Consider the following 18,520-nt stretch of genomic DNA (forward strand, 5'->3'; position numbering starts at 1 on the left):
TATTATTATATTCTTATTAATATTACTTATTACTTAAACTAATTTGAATAATCGTGTAATATTTTTTTTATTAATTCATAAGCTGGCTTATTTTCGTAAACAATTTCATATAAGTTATTTAAGAACTTCATATCTGACAATGATAATTTCTTATTTTCTTCTAATTGTATAACCAAATCATATCCAAACTTTATTGCTGAATATCCTTCTACCGTTATATTTTCGTTTCTCATTTTTTCTACTGCTTGGCTAGGAGTATAACCTCCACCAATTAATTTTCCAAACATTCTATTTCTACCAGCTTCACCCGTAACTTCAAGATCTCCAGTTCCTGATAATCCTATTGCAGATTTTATTTTTCCTCCCATTGAGTCTGTTAGCTTAATCATTTCTTTTAAGGCAAATGTAAACAATGCAGATTTAGTATTATTATGAACATGTCCATTTATATTTTCAAACCCTTCTGCTATCCCTAAACCTACGGAATATGCATTTTTCATGGCCGCACAGATTTCTGTACCCACAACATCTTTGTTCACATTAACTCTATAAGCATCTGTCATTAACAAACTTTGCATATATTTAGCACTTTCTATGTTTTGGGAAGAGTATACAACAGAAGTAGGAGATTGAAAAATAACTTCTATAGCTTTACAGGGACCTCCAACTACTACAAAATCAACTTCATCCTTTAATTTTTCAGGCAAACTTTCCTTAAGAACTTCTGGCAAAATAACTATTCTTTTATTTTTATTGAATTCCAATCCCTTCGATACACTTCCAACTATAGTTTTGCCATTTATATAAGGTATAATTCTTTTAAATATCTTTTTAATTGCATCAGATGTGATAGCCATAATTATTAGATCTGTATCTTTAAGGGCTTTTTCAAGTTCATCAACATAATAAGCATTTATACCGTCAGGCAACTTACATTTATGTTTTGGATGCTCCTTACCTTCTCTAAGATTTTTAATTATTTTACCATCCAATTCTGTACCCCATAAGTTTACTCTATGTCCATTATGAATCAAAGGAACTGTTAGAGCACTTCCCATTGCCCCTGCACCAATAATTGTTACCGTACTCATATCTAATATCACCATCCCTTGTAATCATAGTATCATCAATATTATTAATTTCCAAATCTGTAATTTTCTTTTATACTTTATTTATATTAATGTTTATTATTATTCTCTTTTATTTACTTGTGTTTTCTTTTATTTTTGCTGCTAAAACTAAAAAAATTGATGATACACTTCTTATAGCCAAGACTTAATTATATTGTTCCAGGGTTTTGTTGAATTAAATTATAAAATTATAATTTAATAAAAATAAACGATAATAAACGATAGTTAACGAAAATATAAACTTTTATTAAAATAAACAAGCTTATCCACTAAATAGTGCATTTGGATATATATTTTCTAAATGATACTATAATAAAAGAATATAAAAAATTATATAAAGGAATGATATATTATGAAAATTGCTATAGGCTGTGACCAGAATGGTTATGCTCTGAAATCACAATTAATAAAATTTCTACAAGAAAAAAATATCAAATATGTAGACTTCGGATCAAACGAGGGGGAATCAGTATACTATCCTAATATAGCATTAAAAGTCGGTAAGGAAATAGCAAGTGGAAACTTCGATAGAGGAATACTAATCTGTGGTACTGGAATAGGTATGGCAATAACAGCTAATAAGGTACCTGGTGTACGAGCTGCTGTGTGTCATGATATCTACTCTGCTGAAAGAGCTCAAAAAAGCAATAATGCTCAAATTGCCACTTTTGGTGCAGAAATAGTTGGTCCATCTCTTGCAAAATATCTACTGGATATATGGTTGAATTCAAAATTTATAGATGGTAGATCTACTCCAAAAGTAAAATTAATAAACGAAATAGACGAAAATTTCAGAAAAGAAATATCATAAAATTATTTATATTGGAGGTAATCATATGAAACTTTTTATAGACACTGCTAATGTAGAGGAAATTAGAAAAGCCAATGAAATGGGAGTAATCTGCGGGGTTACTACTAATCCCTCTCTTATCGCAAAGGAAGGAAGAATTTTCAAAGATGTTGTAAGTGAAATAACTACTATAGTTGATGGTCCAATAAGTGCTGAAGTTGTAAGTTTGGAATCTGAAAAGATGGTATCTGAGGCTAAAGAACTTGTAAAAATACACAAAAACATTGTAATAAAAATTCCTATGACTATAGAAGGATTAAAAGCTGTAAAGATCCTTTCTAAATTGGGAATAAAAACTAATGTTACATTGATATTTTCAGCTGCCCAGGCTCTTCTTGCCGCAAGATCTGGTGCTTCCTACGTAAGTCCATTTCTTGGAAGACTTGATGATATAGGCATGAATGGTATAGAGCTTGTCAAGCAGATATCTGAAATATTTAAAATTTATGATATAAAAACAGAAATCATATCTGCAAGTGTAAGAAGTTCTCTTCATGTTATAAATGCTGCAAGATCAGGCTCTGATATTGCTACAGTTCCATATAAAGTTTTAGTACAAATGTCCAAACATCCTTTGACAGACATAGGTATACAGAGATTTTTAGATGACTGGAAAACGGTTCCAAAAAAATAATAAGGATGTGTTTTTGATGAAAGATATCGATGAATTAACTATAAATACCATAAGGATATTATCTGTAGAAGCTATTGAAAAAGCTAAATCAGGACATCCGGGACTTCCTCTTGGATCTGCACCTATTGCATATACTCTGTGGGCAAAAGGACTGAAGCATAATCCTAAAAATCCAAATTGGTCAAACAGAGACAGATTTATATTGTCTGCAGGACACGGTTCTGCACTTCTATACTCCATTTTATATTTGTTTGGATATGAATTAACAATTGATGATTTAAAACAATTTCGTCAATGGGGAAGCAAAACTCCAGGTCATCCTGAATATGGACACACCATTGGAATAGAAACCACAACCGGTCCTCTTGGACAAGGTATAGCCAATGGTGTCGGTATGGCTATTGCTGAAGCTTACCTGGCAAAAAAATTCAATAAACCTGGATATCCTGTAGTAGATCACAATACCTACTGTCTGGCTGGCGACGGATGTATGATGGAAGGTATATCATCAGAAGCAGCATCCTTAGCTGGTACCCTAGGACTTGGTAAATTAATTGTATTTTATGATTCAAATAATATAACTATAGAAGGTAATACAAGTATCGCATTTACTGAAAATGTAGGCAAAAGATTTGAATCCTATGGATGGCAAGTATTAAATATCAACGATGGAAATGACATTAAAATCTTAGAAACATCACTTGATGTAGCTAAGAAAGAATTTAATAAACCTACCATCATAATAGTAAAGACTCAAATAGGATATGGTTGTCCAGAAAAACAAGGAAAAGCTTCTGCTCACAGTGAACCTCTAGGTGAGGAGAATATAAAGTGTACGAAGAGATTCCTCAATTGGGAACATAAGGAAAGCTTTTTTGTTCCAGAAGAAGTAAAAGATCATATGAATAAATTAATAAAGAACCTAGAAATTGAAGAAAATAAGTGGAATAAGTTAAAAACTAAATATAATCTTGAATTTCCTGAGTTGGCTAAAGAATGGGAAATATACCATTCTAAAGATCTTCCTATAAATCTTCTTGAGAATAAAAATTTTTGGTCATTTCAACATGAAATGTCTACTAGAAATGCTTCAGGTAAAGTAATTAATAGACTTGCAGATAAATTGACAAATTTAATAGGTGGCTCTGCAGATCTTGCTCCTTCAAATAAAACCAGAATGAAAAATGAGGGAGACTTTACCAAAGAAAACAGAGCAGGCAGAAATCTGCATTTTGGAATAAGAGAACATGCCATGTCAGCTATAGCTAATGGAATATATCTTCATGGAGGGCTAATACCTTACGTTTCTACTTTTCTAGTATTTAGTGACTACATGAAAGCTTCTATGAGACTATCTGCTCTTATGAAACTTCCTATAATCTATGTACTGACTCATGACAGCATAGGGGTTGGCGAAGATGGTCCAACTCACGAACCAATAGAACAACTGGCTTCTCTGAGAAGTATACCAAATATGACAGTGTATAGACCTGCTGATGCAAAAGAAACTGCCGCTGCATGGTACTACTCTCTTACGAATAAAAATAGTCCTACTTCAATAGTACTAACGAGACAAGATGTGCCGCTATATGATGAGACAGGAAAAGATGCTCTAAGAGGTGCTTATATCTTAAAAGACAGTAAGAAAGAAGTACCAGATTTAATCTTGATGGCTTCTGGTTCTGAAGTAGAACTTATATACGAAGCTGAAAAAAAATTAGAAAAAAGAGGTATAGATGCAAGAGTTGTAAGTTTCCCTTCTTTCGAGGTATTTGAAAATCAAGATAATAAATACAAAGAAAGTATACTTCCGAAATCTGTAAAAAAAAGATTAGCTGTAGAAGCTGCTACATCTTTTGGCTGGTATAAATACATTGGTTTAGAGGGAAATATAATATCCATAGATCATTTTGGAGCTTCTGCACCAGCTAAAGAACTGTTCAACAACTATGGTTTTACTGTTGAAAATGTTGTATCTAAGGCATTGAAACTTATACAGTCATAAACTTAATCATTTTGTAGTATTGCTGCTGACGTTTTTATCGTACAAGCGTTAAATGATCATTTGAGAATCAAGAAAGATCCTGTTTTAGTAAAAATAGAGAATGCCAATAGATCTGTACAATATAAGCATAGATAACTATCAAATTATTAGTAGATATCTATGCTTACTTTTTTATGATAGGTTTAATTAGTCGACATGGATAGATTTGAGTTAAACACAAAACGTCAACCAACATTCCTATTCAATATTTGATTTTTAGATTTCGTTGTATAATTATGCCTCTTTTTTGTTTCCTTTTTTTCAGACATAACTAATTTCCCCTTTTCTATAATTATTCTATTATATTATGTTCTTAAAAAAGTTGTTCTACTTATTATAATAGCCTATCCATTATCTTTTTCAGCGACTATAACATCTATTCCATATTTCTTATATTTTTCTAACAATTCCTTTGATGAATTAAAATCAGTAATTATAGTATCTACTCTTTTAGGGTCTGCAAAACTTGAAATTGAATTTACTTCTAGTTTAGAAAAGTCCAGCATAGCTACAATCTTCTTAGCTCTTGAAATAAGAAATTTTTTTAATTCTCCTTCATATATATTAAATTCTGTAAGCCCTTGCTCAACAGTAAATCCTCTTGCAGATATAAAAGCTATTTCTGCATTAATTTGGGAAACTAAGTTTTTTCCTAATAATCCTTCCAGTGCTCCAGATTTCGGCCTTACAACCCCCCCAACAAGTATTACATTTATATTATTGTTATCCTTAAGTGCAAGTGCAGTATATATACCATTAGTTACTACAGTAATTCTAAGGTTGGTCTTGCTTAGACGTCTAGCAAGAGATATTGAGGTTGAACTGGCATCTATTATAATGCACTGACCATCTTTTATAAAATCATAAGCTTTGTTTCCTATTACATTTTTTTCAACTTGATTTTTACTCTTCCTACTTGGAAAACTTAGATCTCTATTTATTATTTCAGGTAATACAGCTCCCCCATGGATTCTTTTTATGAGCCCATCTTTTTCTAATTTATTTAAATCATTTCTTATAGTACAGGCAGAAACTCCAATTAATTTACTCAAATTATCATTTGTTACTTTTTTATTCTTATATAATAAATCTAATATTTTATTATGTCTTTCAAATGCAAGCACAATTTAACCTCCTCTTTTGAAATCAATCTTAATTTTACTAAAACAAAAACATATAAAAATTAAACGAAAGTAAACACTTATTAAATAATTATAACAAACAATACCCTATATAGAAACTATAGTTTAAAATTTCTTCACATAAAATTATTATAGTGTATAATATAACTGTTTAAACCTATAATTAAAAATTGAAATGAGGTAATGAGAATAGAGATAGTAAAAAACTTTAAATTCAAATTAAACAGGAACCAAATTATAAAAGCACTAAGAAGCTATGGTGAAATTTTAAACGAAAATGAACTGACTTTATTCTATAACTCAATGCTTCCGATTTTATATCAATTAGTACAACCTGCAGCTATATTTGATATTTGTACTAATGAAATCCCAACATATGATGATAAATATCAATATATAGTTCCATGTATTATTACTGCAGGAACTACAGTAGATAAAAAAATAGAGAACTATTTTTCAGGCAACAGACCAAAAGAAGGACTGGTATTAGATGCAATGTGTACTTCTTATCTATTCGAAATAAGTTCACAGTTGTTTAATCATATATATGAAAATACGACTAAAATGAATCTTGGATTGAGCTGTAGAATATCTCCCGGAGATGATAAACTACCTCTTAAATATCAAAAGAATATATTGGACAGACTTAATATTGATAACATTTTAGATTTGAATATTACAGAAAACTATATGTTGACCTCAATGCATTCCATGACTTATATATATGGAGCTGATAAAAACATAAAATTAAATAAATTTGATCATAACTGTGTAAACTGCAATAACAAAGAATTTTGTACTATGAGAAAGGACTTGATTTAAAATGAAATTAAACAAGATAAACAACAGTACTTATTATATAGATGCACCTACTAATTCAGGTATAATTACATTTAAAAATAAAAATTGTCTTATTATAGATACAGGTTTAAACAACAGCGCAGCAAAAAAATTAGATGATATTATCATAGAGAACAAACTACATCCTAAATATATAATAAATACCCACAGTCACCTGGATCACTGTGGTGGTAATATATATTTTCAAAAAAATTATCCTGGGGTACTAGTTTATACTTCTAAAAAGGAAAAATTATTTATGGAAAATGAAGACCTTCATGCATCTATTTTGTCTTCATCTTATCCATTAAAATCACTAAATAAGAGCACTAAACCTATTGAAGTGGATTATATACTGGACTATGGCATAAATAAAATAGGAGATGAAAAATTCAATATAATTCCTCTCCCTGGACATTCTATTGAACATATAGGAATAATAACTTCTGACAAAGTCTGCTTTTTAGGAGATTCTATATTCAGTCCCGAAATACTTGACAAATATTCTTTTCCATATTTATATAATATTTCAGATACTCTGAATTCCCTAAAAGCAATAAAGGAAATTGATGCAGATTATTTTCTCATAAGTCACTCACAAAAAACAGTTACAAAAGAAGAAATATTAGAATTAGTTGACAAAAATATTGAAAATATAGATAACTATAAGAATGAACTTTTGGAACTTTTGGATCAGCCTTTAACTAGAGAGGATATTTTAGAAAATATAACAATATTGAACAATTTGAAATTAAATTTCAATGAATACTATCTCAATCTTTCAGGAGTATCAGCATTTATATCTTATCTGTACAACAATAGATTAATTGACTATTCTATAGAAGACGGAAAATTATATTATTTTAAGGCGAAATAATAAATCCGCAGTACTGCGGATTTATCTACTATTCAAATAAACTTCCCAAAATCTTATTACCATCTCTGCTTATAACACCATAATTATATACTCCAGCTAAAGTTCCATCATATTTTACAGACTTTTTTGTAGATAATTCAGTTACGGTATTATTCTGAGAATCATTTATATATATTCTTCCATCTCTCAATATATATATATTATTTTTGCTTACATAATCGGTAAGTTGATATGTCTTCCTTATAATCTTATTTGAGTCAACAATAAATATCTTATTTATTGTTTCATCTTCTCCATTGCCTATGTATACCTGCTCATTATTATCAGTTCCCAATAAATAATGCATTGCATTTTCTCCTGTAGCTATAACATCCTGATAATTACCTATCCTTATCCTATTGCTACTTCTATCCTCATATACAATTTGATCTCCATCACCATTATTTATTGCCGCTATATTTCCAAGTTGAATTCCACCAAATTTTATAAGATTCATTTTCGTCATACGGTCTATTCTATATATCCTGCTTCTTTCACCTTCTGATCCAGATGTCACATATGTGACATTGCTTGCTCCAGAAAAAGTGATATTTTTAACTTCATAATTACTATTTGGAAGCAATATTTCAAGTACCTGATTTGCATCATTTTTACGTTCAGTTATAGAATCCCTTTTTGCATCATAGGCCACAAATTTCAAATAGCTTGAACCAGCTCTGGAAAACTTTTCTGCCATAAGAATTACATCACTGTCAAGATCCCATCTATAATAGGACAGTTTTGCATCATCATCTATATCCACTTCTTTTTTAACATTACTATCTGTATTTACTACGTATATAGTTTCACTTTCATAATAGGATATATAATTTCCATTATGAGATATTTTTATATTCTTAGCATCCTCAGGAACTTTTACTTTTATTTTAGTGTGGGATTTTTTTGCAGATATATCAACTTTCTTTATATTGAAATTCATATCATCCCCTAAATAGAATTTATCTATAAAAAACAAACCGGCTATCTCTAAAATTATAGGTATTAGAGACCAAATAATTATTCTCTTAAGTAATTTCATTAAAACTACACTCCTCTAAGGTTTTACATATATTGCAGTAGCTACAGTTCTCTCACCGTTCCAGTCACAAGGATTGTTTATTACGTCATCGTCGAAGTACATTGTAGACGATGAACCTCCATCCAAACTGGTAGCATTAACCACACCTCTTTGAAGAAGTATAGTTTGAACCTGCTTTAATGTAGCACCAAGTTTAAGTCCTCTTCTTCCATCAATTACCAGCATTACAACAGTTCCATCTGCCTTTTGTCCTATTGCCGTTCTAGGATTTAGCCCTACTGCATCCACAGATACGGTTTTGCCGTTTATTATAAGAGGATCTCTAAAGGAAAGTGCTTCTGTAACACCTTGAGTCAACAAGTCATTCAAACTGTGTTTTCCAACTATAAGCTTTCCACTTGAAGTAAAAGCGGCTACACTATCCATCTTTTCAGAAGAATTTACTGAATTAACACTTTTACCATCTGATATAACTATTCCTTCAGGAATACCTCCTGTTCCTACCCACATCTGTCCATTTGATGCCCTGTCAGTAAAACCACCTCCATTTATAGCTGCAATTGCATTATGGTCCTGCGCTATTTCACTGGTTTTTTCACCAACCTGACCTAATTTCTTGGTATATCCAATTTTCATTCTTGTTGGATCCTTTATCTCCAAAATATATCCGTCAAATTTACTGCCTGGTATGTCATATCTTTCTATCCCTTTATCATTACGATGTTCTATAGTAACTCCACTTTGATTTTCAGTCTCATCCCCAGATATTTCTCCACTTTTACTTTCCGCCATTATTTGATTTATCTTATCCTTAGACAAAAAAGCTGTAGCTATGTACTGGTGGCTGAAAGTCAACATGGCTGAATTCACTATCATATTCCTAACATCTGTAAAAGGACCATAAAACACCAACAAGGGTGTAGTTATAGCAATAACTACAAGTTCATATACTAAAAAAAAGCCAATCAATCTTCTGCGCCTTCGTTTTCTACTCTTTTTGTTCTTTCTAACAGTCCTCTTTGGATTGCCCATATAATTTACCTCCATAAAAAATACTACAAATCATATTTTACTATTATCTTCAATTTTTTTCTACTAATATGACGATATTTAAGAGAATTGTAACTTTATAATAAAAAAACAAGCAGACCCTGAGGTCTGCTATTCTCCAATATCAGTTCTAAAATATTTCCCTGAAAATTTTATTTTATCCAACTTATCATAGGCAGTTTTAACAGCAGAATCAAGAGTATCTCCTATTCCATAAGTACAGAGCACTCTTCCACCACTTGTTTTAAATACTCCATCTTCATTTTTAAGACCTGAAGCAAAAACACTTCCTGCCTCTTTTATTCCATCTACTTTAAAACCTGTTTCATACCCTAGTGGATAACCTTTTGAGGCTGCAACCACGCAGCAAGAAGCTCCATTCTTCCACTTGAGATTAAAATTTGACAGTTCTCCGTTAAGTGTAGAATCTATAAGTTCTACTAAATCACTGTCCATAAGGGGAAGTACAGCTTGAGTTTCAGGATCACCCATTCTAACATTGTACTCTAAAAGATAGTTGCCTTTTTTAGTTATCATTACTCCAAAAAATATTATGCCTTTATAGTCCATATTTTCACTTTTTATACCTTCTAAAGTAGGTGCCATTATATTCTCTTCAAAATCTTTAAGTACAGCTTCATTACAGTACGGGTTTGGCGCAATAGCACCCATTCCACCAGTATTTGGGCCTTTACCTCCATCATATATCTGTTTGTGGTCTTTGGCAGATATAAATGGAATTATACATTTACCATCGGTAATTGAAAGTATTGATGCCTCTACTCCTTCTAAAAACTCTTCTATAACAACTGTCTCCCCAGATCCTTCAAATATGTCATCAATCATAAATTCCCTTATTTTAGAAGATGCCTCTTCATAATTCTGACATATTGCAACCCCTTTTCCTGCTGCCAATCCATCTGCCTTTACAACTAGTGGATAACTGCATTTCCCTATGTACTTCAATGCGCTGTCTGCATCCTTGAAACTACCATATTCCGCAGTTTTGACTCCATATTTTTTCATAAAGTCCTTGGCAAAAGTTTTGCTTCCTTCAAGCTGGGCAGCCTTGGCGTCAGGTCCAAAGATTGCAAGTCCCCTGCTTTTAAATCTATCAACTATTCCACCTACCAATGGAACTTCAGGCCCGACAATTGTAAGAGTAATGTTTTCCTTTTCTGCAAATGCAGTCAAATTATCTATGTCATTATCTTTTATATTTACATTTTTACATTTTTTCTCTAAAGCCGTGCCACCATTTCCAGGTACACAAAATACAGTATTCACATCTTTATTTTGTACTGCTTTCCAAGCTATAGCATGTTCTCTTCCACCTGATCCAATTACAAGTATTTTCACAGAACTTCCTCCCTACATATTTCTAATGTTTAAAATGTCTTATACCAGTAAATACCATGGATATTCCATTTTCATTACATGCCTTTATGGAGTCCTTATCCCTTATAGAGCCTCCTGGCTGCATTATAGCTTTTATTCCATGCTTTGCCGCCTCTTTAGCTACATCATCAAATGGGAAAAATGCATCAGATGCCAGTACTACACCATCACCAGCTCTGTCAAGCGCCTGGCATGTAGGCCATATTCTATTAACCTGACCTCCACCAATTCCTTTAGCCATAAAGTCTTTTACTACTACAATGGCATTGGATTTAACGTATTTACAAATCTTCATGGCAAATACCAAATTATTTATTTCATCCTCAGTTGGCTTTTTATCAGTTACTACTTCCATTTTGTCAGTAAGCTTATTATCAGAAGATTGAAGAAGCATTCCACCATCAACTTTTGCAATTTCAAATCCATTAGTTGGTTTTACATCACATTTGATTATTCTAAGGTTCTTCTTTTTCTGTAATAGTGTCAATGCTTCCTTTTCAAAATCGGGAGCTATGACTATTTCAAGAAATATCTTGCTTATCTCTTGTGCAGTCTTAATGTCAAGTTTTTTATTTACAGCTACAATTCCTCCAAATATGGAAGTGGAATCACAGTTGAAAGTTTTTGTGTAAGCATCAAATAGGGATTCGCCTATTGCAGCTCCACAGGGACTATTGTGTTTTACAGCTACACAGCATATTTCTTCAAATTCATTTACTGCCTTCCACGCAATGTCCATGTCCTTTATATTATTATAGGAAAGTTCTTTTCCATTAAGTTGTTCAAAATTTTTCATAGGAGCATTTCCCGAAGTGGAAACATAATAAGCTGCACTTTGATGAGGATTTTCACCATATCTGAGACTTGAAGATTTTTTGTAGGAAAGAGATAAATACTCAGGATACTCTTCATCTAAAAGGAAATTTGCAATAGATGCATCATAAGCAGACATCAAATTAAATACTTTACCCGCCAATTTTTTTCTAGTGTTAAAATCCACTTCTTCATTTTTATCTAGATTTTCTATAATATCAACATAGTCATTTACGTCTGTAAGAACCAAAACATCTTTAAAATTCTTAGCTGCCGCCCTTATCATGGTAGGACCGCCTATATCTATGAACTCAACTTTTTCATCAAAACTTATATCGCTTTCTACTTTATCAAAAAAAGGATATAAATTTACTACTACCATGTCTATTGGAGTAATATTCTTCTTCTTTAATGTATTCATATGTTGTTCACTATCACGTCTAGCCAGTATACCTGCATGTATTATAGGATGAAGTGTTTTTACTCTTCCATCCAGTATTTCATCGAAACCTGTAATTTTTGATATTTCAACTGCAGGTATGTTGTTGTCTTGCAGGTACTTGTATGTACCTCCTGTGGATATTATCTCCACATCTTTATTTACCAAGAACTTTGCCAGTTCTAAAAGTCCATCTTTGTTATATACACTTATCAATGCACGTTTCATCATATTATTTTACAACCTCCATATTTAACCTGGATAAAATATTTAATCTAAAATATTGACCTTTCTTCCAGAAATCTTTACTTTTCCAAGTGAAATAAGCCTTACAACTTCCGGAAGTGCTTTGTGTTCCTCTTCTAATATTCTACTTTGAAGAGTTTTTGGTGTATCATCAAACAATACAGGCACTACTTTTTGAACTATTATAGGTCCGCTATCTGTTCCATCGTCTACAAAATGAACAGTACAGCCAGAAACTTTTACTCCATATTCAATAGCTGATTCATGAACTTTAATACCATACATTCCCCGTCCGCAAAAACTTGGTATCAAGGATGGATGTATATTTATCATCCTATTTTTAAACCTTGAAATCAAGTCACCCTTCAATATAGAAAGCCAACCTGCACAGACTATAAGATCAACTTTTCCATCTAAAATATCCAATATACAATTTGAAACTTTCTCTTTATATATCTTTCTATCGAATACATAAGTGGGAATATTATTTTTTTTTGCTCTATCCAATGCATATATTCCTGGTCTATCACATATAACTGCCTCTATAGAGCAATTTTCTATATAACCTTCATTGACAGCATCTATCACGGATTGGAGGTCTGTTCCCCCGCCCGATGCAAGAACAGCTATTTTAAACATACTTTTTTATCTCCCGTTCTTACTTCTCCTATTAAATAAGCCTTTTCTCCCATTTCAGAAAGCTTATTTATTATTCTATTGGCATCTTGAGATGATACACATAATACAAATCCTATTCCCATATTATATGTATTATACATTTCTTCTTCAGATACTCCAAGTTTCATTATGTGATCAAATATTTCAGGTTTTGGGAAACTGTCTTTATTTACAAATGCAGTAAAATCTTCTTTAAACATCCTAGGTATGTTTTCAAAGAATCCTCCTCCTGTTATATGAGCCATAGCCTTGATATCAAAATTTCGTACAAGTTCCAGTACAGGCTTTACATATATCTTTGTAGGAGTCAGTAATTCAGCTCCAAAAGTTTTTCCTGAAAAATCCGCATCCAAATCTGTTATAAGTTTTCTAACAAGAGAATAACCATTACTATGTACTCCACTTGAAGCTATTCCTATAAGAACATCTCCACTTTTCACTTTACTTCCATCTATTATTTCATCTTTTTCTGCAACACCTACTGCAAAACCTGCCATATCATATTCACCTTCAGAATAAAATCCTGGCATTTCTGCTGTTTCTCCTCCGATCAATGCACAATCTGATTGAATACATCCTTGTGAGACTCCCTTTACCAAATCAGATGCTGTTTTTGAATCCAATTTTCCACATGCTACATAATCGAGAAAAAATATAGGCTTTGCTCCATGACATAGTATATCATTTACGCACATAGCTACACAGTCAATACCTACAGTATCGTATTTTTTCTCGTGAAAAGCTATTTTTAATTTGGTACCTACTCCATCCGTACCTGATACCAATACAGGATTTTTATATTTTCCAAGTTCAAACATTCCAGCAAAACTTCCAAGACCATTTAATACTCCTGGAATAAAAGTAGATGCTGAATACTCTTTCATAAGTTTTACAGATTTATATCCTTCTTCAATATTAACACCAGAATCTCTATAGGTTGCCACTATATCACCTCATAAATACATTTTTAGTTTCTACACGATTAATTATACTAAACTTTCAGATTCTTTGTCAGGGGTAGGCATTGGATATGCTCCTCCAAAACAGCCAAGACAATAATCTTTTTTTCTATTTTTTCCAAAAGATTCAATCATACCGGGAACATCTATATATGCCAAACTATCTGCTCCTATTTTTTCCTTTATCTCATCTACAGAATAATTTGCTCCAATAAGATCTTTTCTATAAGGTGTGTCTATTCCAAAATAGCATGGATATTGGACTACAGGTGAAGATACTCTGAAATGTACTTCTTTTGCACCTGCTCTTCTCAATATCTCTACCAATCTTTTACTTGTAGTTCCTCTTACAATAGAGTCATCTACAATTACTACTCTTCTTCCTGATACATTTATTTTAAGAGGATTCAATTTAACAGATACCGCTCTTTCTCGCATTTCTTTTGATGGAGCTATAAATGTTCTAGCTATATATTTATTTTTTATAAATCCAATACCATAAGGTATACCAGAGGCTTCTGCAAATCCAACTGCAGCTGGAATACCGGAATCCGGAACTCCAATTACAATATCCGCATCTACAGGACTTTCTCTATATAATATTTTTCCTGCCTTTACTCTTGATTCATAAACATTTATTCCATCTATTGTACTGTCTGGTCTTGCAAAATATACATATTCAAATGCACATGTCTTGTTCTCTATTTTTCCATCATATCTGTCAGACTTTATTCCATCTTTATCTATAGTAACAATTTCCCCTGGAAGTACATCCCTTACAAAGTTTGCTCCAACTGCATCTAATGCACAACTTTCAGAAGCAAGTATATAATTACCTTCTATTTCTCCAATGCAAAGAGGTCTTATTCCATTTGGATCTCTAACTCCGATCAGTTTACTCTCTGTTAATATAACAAGAGCATAAGATCCTCTGATATTGTTCATTGCACCTGAAATAGCATCTTTAAGCTCGGAATCCTTGTTGTCAACAATAAGATTTAATATAACTTCCGTATCTGAATCACATTTAAAAGAGCTTCCGTATTTACAAAGTTCTTCCTTTACTTGTTCTGCATTTACCAAATTTCCATTATGAGCCATAGCTATACTGCCAGATTTGTATTTCTTTACTAGTGGTTGTGCATTCTCTACATTACTCGAGCCTGCAGTAGAATATCTAACATGACCTATAGCACTAGTTCCTTTGAGATCACCTAATATTCTTTCGTCGAATACATCTGCAACAAGCCCCATATTTTTATAACAATTTAAATTCTGGCCATCAGATACGGCTATTCCGGCACTTTCCTGTCCTCTATGCTGAAGAGCATATAAACCATAGTAGGTTATAGAAGCTACATCTATATCCTTGTTGGTACAGAATATTCCAAATACTCCGCATTCTTCCTTGAACTTATCATCTGAAATGTGCATTAGATTCTTTCCTTTCTATAAATAATTATTTTCCACTTATTCTGCTAAGTATTTCTTCATAAGCCTCTTTTACATTACCCATATCTCTTCTGAATCTATCCTTATCCAGCTTTTCATTTGTCTTTGCATCCCAGAATCTACATGTATCTGGTGAAATTTCATCAGCTAATACTATCTTTCCGTTGAATTTTCCAAATTCCAATTTAAAATCTATCAACTTTATTCCCTGTTTCAAGAAAAATTCTTTCAATACATCATTTACAGTGGCTGTCATCTTGTATATAACTTTAAGTTCATCAAAAGTTGCAGCTCCTATTCCAACTGCATGATAGTCATTTATAAGAGGATCTCCCAAATCATCATCTTTATAGCTAAGTTCATATACGGTTGTCTTGAGCTCTGTTCCCTCTTTCAATCCAAGTCTCTTTGCCATACTTCCAGCTGCAACATTTCTAACTATTACTTCAAGGGGAATTATATCAACCCTTTTGCAAAGTTGTTCTCTTTCATTCAATTTCTTTTCAAAATGAGTTTCAACACCATGCTTTTCCAATAACTCAAACAGCATGGAAGTAATAGTATTGTTAAGTACTCCCTTATCTGAAATCTGACCTTTTTTTTCTCCGTTGAAAGCTGTAGCATCATCTTTATAATAAATTATAACTCTATCTTTATCATCTGTTTCATATACCTTTTTTGCTTTTCCTTCATAAATCATTTTTCCCTTTTCCATTTATAATTCAACTCCGTTTCCATTTTCTTTGATAAATTTTTCTTTCATATTTTTTCTGAACTCAATTAATTTCTCTTTAATTTCAGGATATTTGAGAGCTAAAATTTCTATAGCCAACATACCTGCATTATAGCTATTATTTATTCCCACTGTAGCTACCGGTATTGACTTTGGCATCTGTACTATTGAAAAAAGAGAGTCAAGTCCTGATATAGCTGCATTAAGTGGAACTCCTATAACTGGAACAGTAGTATTTGCTGCAATAACTCCTGGAAGATGAGCTGCAAGACCAGCACCAGAAATTATACATTCACAGCCTTCACTTTCTACCTTCTTTATAGTCTCCAATAATTTTTCAGGTACTCTATGTGCTGATAAAATATAGGCTTTATACTCAATATCAAATTCCTTTAAAGCCTTAGCTGCCCCCTTCATTTTTTCCGTATCAGAACTACTGCCAAATATAATTGCTACCTTCATGTGTATCCTCCTTAAAATTTATAAAACTAATTTTTATTCTAAAAATATAAAAAGTTCCGCTAAATCCACAAATATGAATCTATACGAAACCCTAAAATTGGCAAACTAATTTAAAATCCATTAATACTATAATAATGGTTTCAAATGAGTTTATCCATAGACTGGAAATTTACGGCTTCCGGTAGAAACTCCTAAACCACATTATTAGGATTATATGGATACTCTATGTGTTTTGATACGATAATATTAACATATCATAATATATTATTCAATACATTAATAAAAATTTATTATTTAATATTCGTATATTTTCCTTTTGTAAACCTAATACTGCATTTAATGTTCGTACCATTGTGAACATTAAATATGATGAGAATATTTTTAAATTTTATAAAAATTCATGTGTTTGATATATCTTCAACTATTTGATATACTACAAGCATATTTTACCATTAAAACAGACTAATTATTCAGGGAGATGCGTTTTTACATGAAACTTGTATGTATAGGTGACAGTTTAACTACGGGATATGGGGTATCCAGAGATGTTTCATGGATATCAACAGTAAAAAATTCACTTAAAATAGACATAGTAAACAAAGGCATTAATGGAGATACTACAGCAGGAATGTTGTCAAGATCCTTTATGGATGTTGTAGAAAAAAATCCAACCCATGCTTTTATAATGGGTGGATGCAATGATATAATGGCCAACTATTCCTTAAATATGATAGAAGATAACTTGTACGAAATAATAAAGGAATCACTAAATCACAATATAATTCCAATATTAGGTATAGAGCCTCCCATAATTGGGGAGCTAGCTGTTCTATACTGGGGAACTGACTCAAATTACGGTTTGATAAATAAAAATCAGATTCTATACAGAAAATGGATAATTGATATTTGTAATAAAATTAGTATAGAATATATAGATTTTTTTAAATTATTTTCAATAAAACTTAAATCAACAACTCCTAAAAATTTGTACATAGATGGAGTTCATCCATCAAAGCTAGGACATGAACTTATGTCAAATTTAGCACTATCAAGGTTAAATAAAATTCTTAACCTTTAGATATTAAATAGTACTTCCACATAGCCGGTATCTCTCTAACATATCCTATAATTTCATGTGTCTTATATTGAGATACAAAAACACCTGCATAACTTGCATCTATATGCTGCTTGTCAGATATCAACGAAGCTCTTTTCAAATGATACTTATTTGAAACTACTACAGCTGTCTTAAAATTATTTTCCTCCATTATCTTTTTGGAATTTATTAAATTTGCCATAGTTGAAGCTGATTTATCCTCCATTATTATCTTTGAAGAACTAACTCCTCTGGATACCAGATAATTTTTCATTGCCTGGGCTTCAGATATATTTTCCCCTTGTCCTTTGCCGCCTGAAACAACAATATAATTTCCATATCCTTTATTATAGAGCTCAAAACCCTTGTTCAATCTCCATGTTAAAAATGGACTAGGTGTATTTCCATAAACTTTACATCCCAGAACAATTATGCAATCAGATTTTTTAGGTTGTGCATCTTCTCCAAAAAATACTACTTGAAATTCAGTTATTAAAACTACAACAAATACTATGGTAGTAAAACATATTAATAGTTTCAAACTTTTTTTCATATAAAAACCACCTATCTTTATTCTTACTAATAGCATAATTTATTGA

The 18,520-nt window shown here is 31.8% G+C and carries 18 protein-coding genes and 1 riboswitch; of the genes, 6 read left to right on the forward strand and 12 right to left on the reverse strand.

Translation table 11 applies throughout. The features are described 5' to 3' along the window. Nucleotides 1-38: 38 nt before the first annotated feature. Nucleotides 39-1,091, reverse strand: a complete 1,053-nt coding sequence (locus KM800_RS08285; RefSeq protein WP_217812647.1) for an NAD(P)H-dependent glycerol-3-phosphate dehydrogenase — start codon at nucleotides 1,089-1,091, stop codon at nucleotides 39-41. 391 nt (nucleotides 1,092-1,482) lie between these two features. On the opposite strand from KM800_RS08285, the gene rpiB reads away from it, so the two are divergent. Genes rpiB through tkt form a run of 3 tightly spaced genes read left to right on the forward strand, consistent with a single transcriptional unit; the run spans nucleotide 1,483 to nucleotide 4,619 of the window. Then, nucleotides 1,483-1,941 carry a ribose 5-phosphate isomerase B gene (gene rpiB, locus KM800_RS08290; protein ID WP_217812648.1) on the forward strand — a complete coding sequence of 153 codons (459 nt, stop codon included), beginning with the start codon at nucleotides 1,483-1,485 and terminating at the stop codon, nucleotides 1,939-1,941. A gap of 25 nt (nucleotides 1,942-1,966) precedes the next feature. Beyond that, nucleotides 1,967-2,614: a fructose-6-phosphate aldolase gene (fsa, locus tag KM800_RS08295; protein ID WP_017752452.1), complete on the forward strand. Its 648-nt coding sequence runs from the start codon at nucleotides 1,967-1,969 to the stop codon at nucleotides 2,612-2,614. 16 nt (nucleotides 2,615-2,630) lie between these two features. Beyond that, nucleotides 2,631-4,619 carry a transketolase gene (gene tkt, locus KM800_RS08300; protein ID WP_217812649.1) on the forward strand — a complete coding sequence of 663 codons (1,989 nt, stop codon included), beginning with the start codon at nucleotides 2,631-2,633 and terminating at the stop codon, nucleotides 4,617-4,619. A gap of 383 nt (nucleotides 4,620-5,002) precedes the next feature. Here the strand turns inward: tkt and KM800_RS08305 are convergent, their stop codons facing one another. Further along, entirely contained in the window at nucleotides 5,003-5,782 is a 780-nt protein-coding gene (locus KM800_RS08305) for a DeoR/GlpR family DNA-binding transcription regulator (protein WP_017894856.1), read from the reverse strand. Between the two features lie 201 nt (nucleotides 5,783-5,983). On the opposite strand from KM800_RS08305, the gene KM800_RS08310 reads away from it, so the two are divergent. Continuing rightward, a complete protein-coding gene (locus KM800_RS08310) occupies nucleotides 5,984-6,622 on the forward strand; it encodes a 5-methyltetrahydrofolate--homocysteine methyltransferase (protein ID WP_217812650.1) in 639 nt (212 codons plus the stop codon). A 1-nt stretch (nucleotide 6,623) separates the two neighbouring features. Next, on the forward strand, nucleotides 6,624-7,517 hold the full coding sequence (locus KM800_RS08315; protein ID WP_217812651.1) for an MBL fold metallo-hydrolase: 894 nt from the start codon (nucleotides 6,624-6,626) through the stop codon (nucleotides 7,515-7,517). 28 nt (nucleotides 7,518-7,545) lie between these two features. Here the strand turns inward: KM800_RS08315 and KM800_RS08320 are convergent, their stop codons facing one another. The 9 genes from KM800_RS08320 to purE all read right to left on the reverse strand — a co-directional run bounded on the left by KM800_RS08320 (nucleotide 7,546) and on the right by purE (nucleotide 16,825). Continuing rightward, on the reverse strand, nucleotides 7,546-8,595 hold the full coding sequence (locus tag KM800_RS08320) for a hypothetical protein (protein ID WP_217812652.1): 1,050 nt from the start codon (nucleotides 8,593-8,595) through the stop codon (nucleotides 7,546-7,548). A gap of 15 nt (nucleotides 8,596-8,610) precedes the next feature. Then, complete coding sequence (locus KM800_RS08325) at nucleotides 8,611-9,627, reverse strand: phosphodiester glycosidase family protein (RefSeq protein WP_217812653.1); 1,017 nt, start codon at nucleotides 9,625-9,627, stop codon at nucleotides 8,611-8,613. A gap of 129 nt (nucleotides 9,628-9,756) precedes the next feature. Next, a complete protein-coding gene (purD, locus tag KM800_RS08330) occupies nucleotides 9,757-11,004 on the reverse strand; it encodes a phosphoribosylamine--glycine ligase (RefSeq protein ID WP_217812654.1) in 1,248 nt (415 codons plus the stop codon). A 22-nt stretch (nucleotides 11,005-11,026) separates the two neighbouring features. Beyond that, nucleotides 11,027-12,526 (reverse strand): bifunctional phosphoribosylaminoimidazolecarboxamide formyltransferase/IMP cyclohydrolase, encoded by a 1,500-nt coding sequence (purH, locus tag KM800_RS08335; RefSeq protein ID WP_217812655.1) that lies wholly within the window; start codon nucleotides 12,524-12,526, stop codon nucleotides 11,027-11,029. Between the two features lie 39 nt (nucleotides 12,527-12,565). Then, nucleotides 12,566-13,180, reverse strand: coding sequence for a phosphoribosylglycinamide formyltransferase (gene purN / locus KM800_RS08340; RefSeq protein WP_217812656.1), 615 nt, complete (start codon nucleotides 13,178-13,180; stop codon nucleotides 12,566-12,568). Continuing rightward, nucleotides 13,168-14,163: a phosphoribosylformylglycinamidine cyclo-ligase gene (gene purM, locus KM800_RS08345; protein WP_217812657.1), complete on the reverse strand. Its 996-nt coding sequence runs from the start codon at nucleotides 14,161-14,163 to the stop codon at nucleotides 13,168-13,170. The genes purN and purM overlap by 13 nt, the downstream gene beginning before the upstream one ends. Nucleotides 14,164-14,205: 42 nt before the next feature. After that, the gene (gene purF, locus KM800_RS08350; RefSeq protein WP_217812658.1) at nucleotides 14,206-15,612 is read right to left on the reverse strand and encodes an amidophosphoribosyltransferase; all 1,407 of its coding nucleotides are present in this window, start codon (nucleotides 15,610-15,612) and stop codon (nucleotides 14,206-14,208) included. 25 nt (nucleotides 15,613-15,637) lie between these two features. Then, a complete protein-coding gene (gene purC / locus KM800_RS08355; protein WP_217812659.1) occupies nucleotides 15,638-16,345 on the reverse strand; it encodes a phosphoribosylaminoimidazolesuccinocarboxamide synthase in 708 nt (235 codons plus the stop codon). Continuing rightward, nucleotides 16,346-16,825: a 5-(carboxyamino)imidazole ribonucleotide mutase gene (gene purE / locus KM800_RS08360; RefSeq protein ID WP_217812660.1), complete on the reverse strand. Its 480-nt coding sequence runs from the start codon at nucleotides 16,823-16,825 to the stop codon at nucleotides 16,346-16,348. It abuts the gene before it with no gap. 137 nt (nucleotides 16,826-16,962) lie between these two features. Beyond that, nucleotides 16,963-17,063: riboswitch (purine riboswitch) on the reverse strand. A gap of 252 nt (nucleotides 17,064-17,315) precedes the next feature. On the opposite strand from purE, the gene KM800_RS08365 reads away from it, so the two are divergent. Continuing rightward, nucleotides 17,316-17,903 (forward strand): GDSL-type esterase/lipase family protein, encoded by a 588-nt coding sequence (locus tag KM800_RS08365; protein ID WP_217812661.1) that lies wholly within the window; start codon nucleotides 17,316-17,318, stop codon nucleotides 17,901-17,903. On the opposite strand, the gene KM800_RS08370 is transcribed toward KM800_RS08365, so the two are convergent. Further along, the gene (locus tag KM800_RS08370) at nucleotides 17,893-18,474 is read right to left on the reverse strand and encodes a YdcF family protein (RefSeq protein WP_217812662.1); all 582 of its coding nucleotides are present in this window, start codon (nucleotides 18,472-18,474) and stop codon (nucleotides 17,893-17,895) included. The two genes, KM800_RS08365 and KM800_RS08370, sit on opposite strands and share 11 nt — an antisense overlap. Nucleotides 18,475-18,520: the final 46 nt, after the last annotated feature.

The sequence above is a fragment of the Clostridium tyrobutyricum genome, from assembly GCF_019144085.1.
Taxonomy (GTDB): Bacteria; Bacillota; Clostridia; order Clostridiales; family Clostridiaceae; genus Clostridium_B; species Clostridium_B tyrobutyricum_A.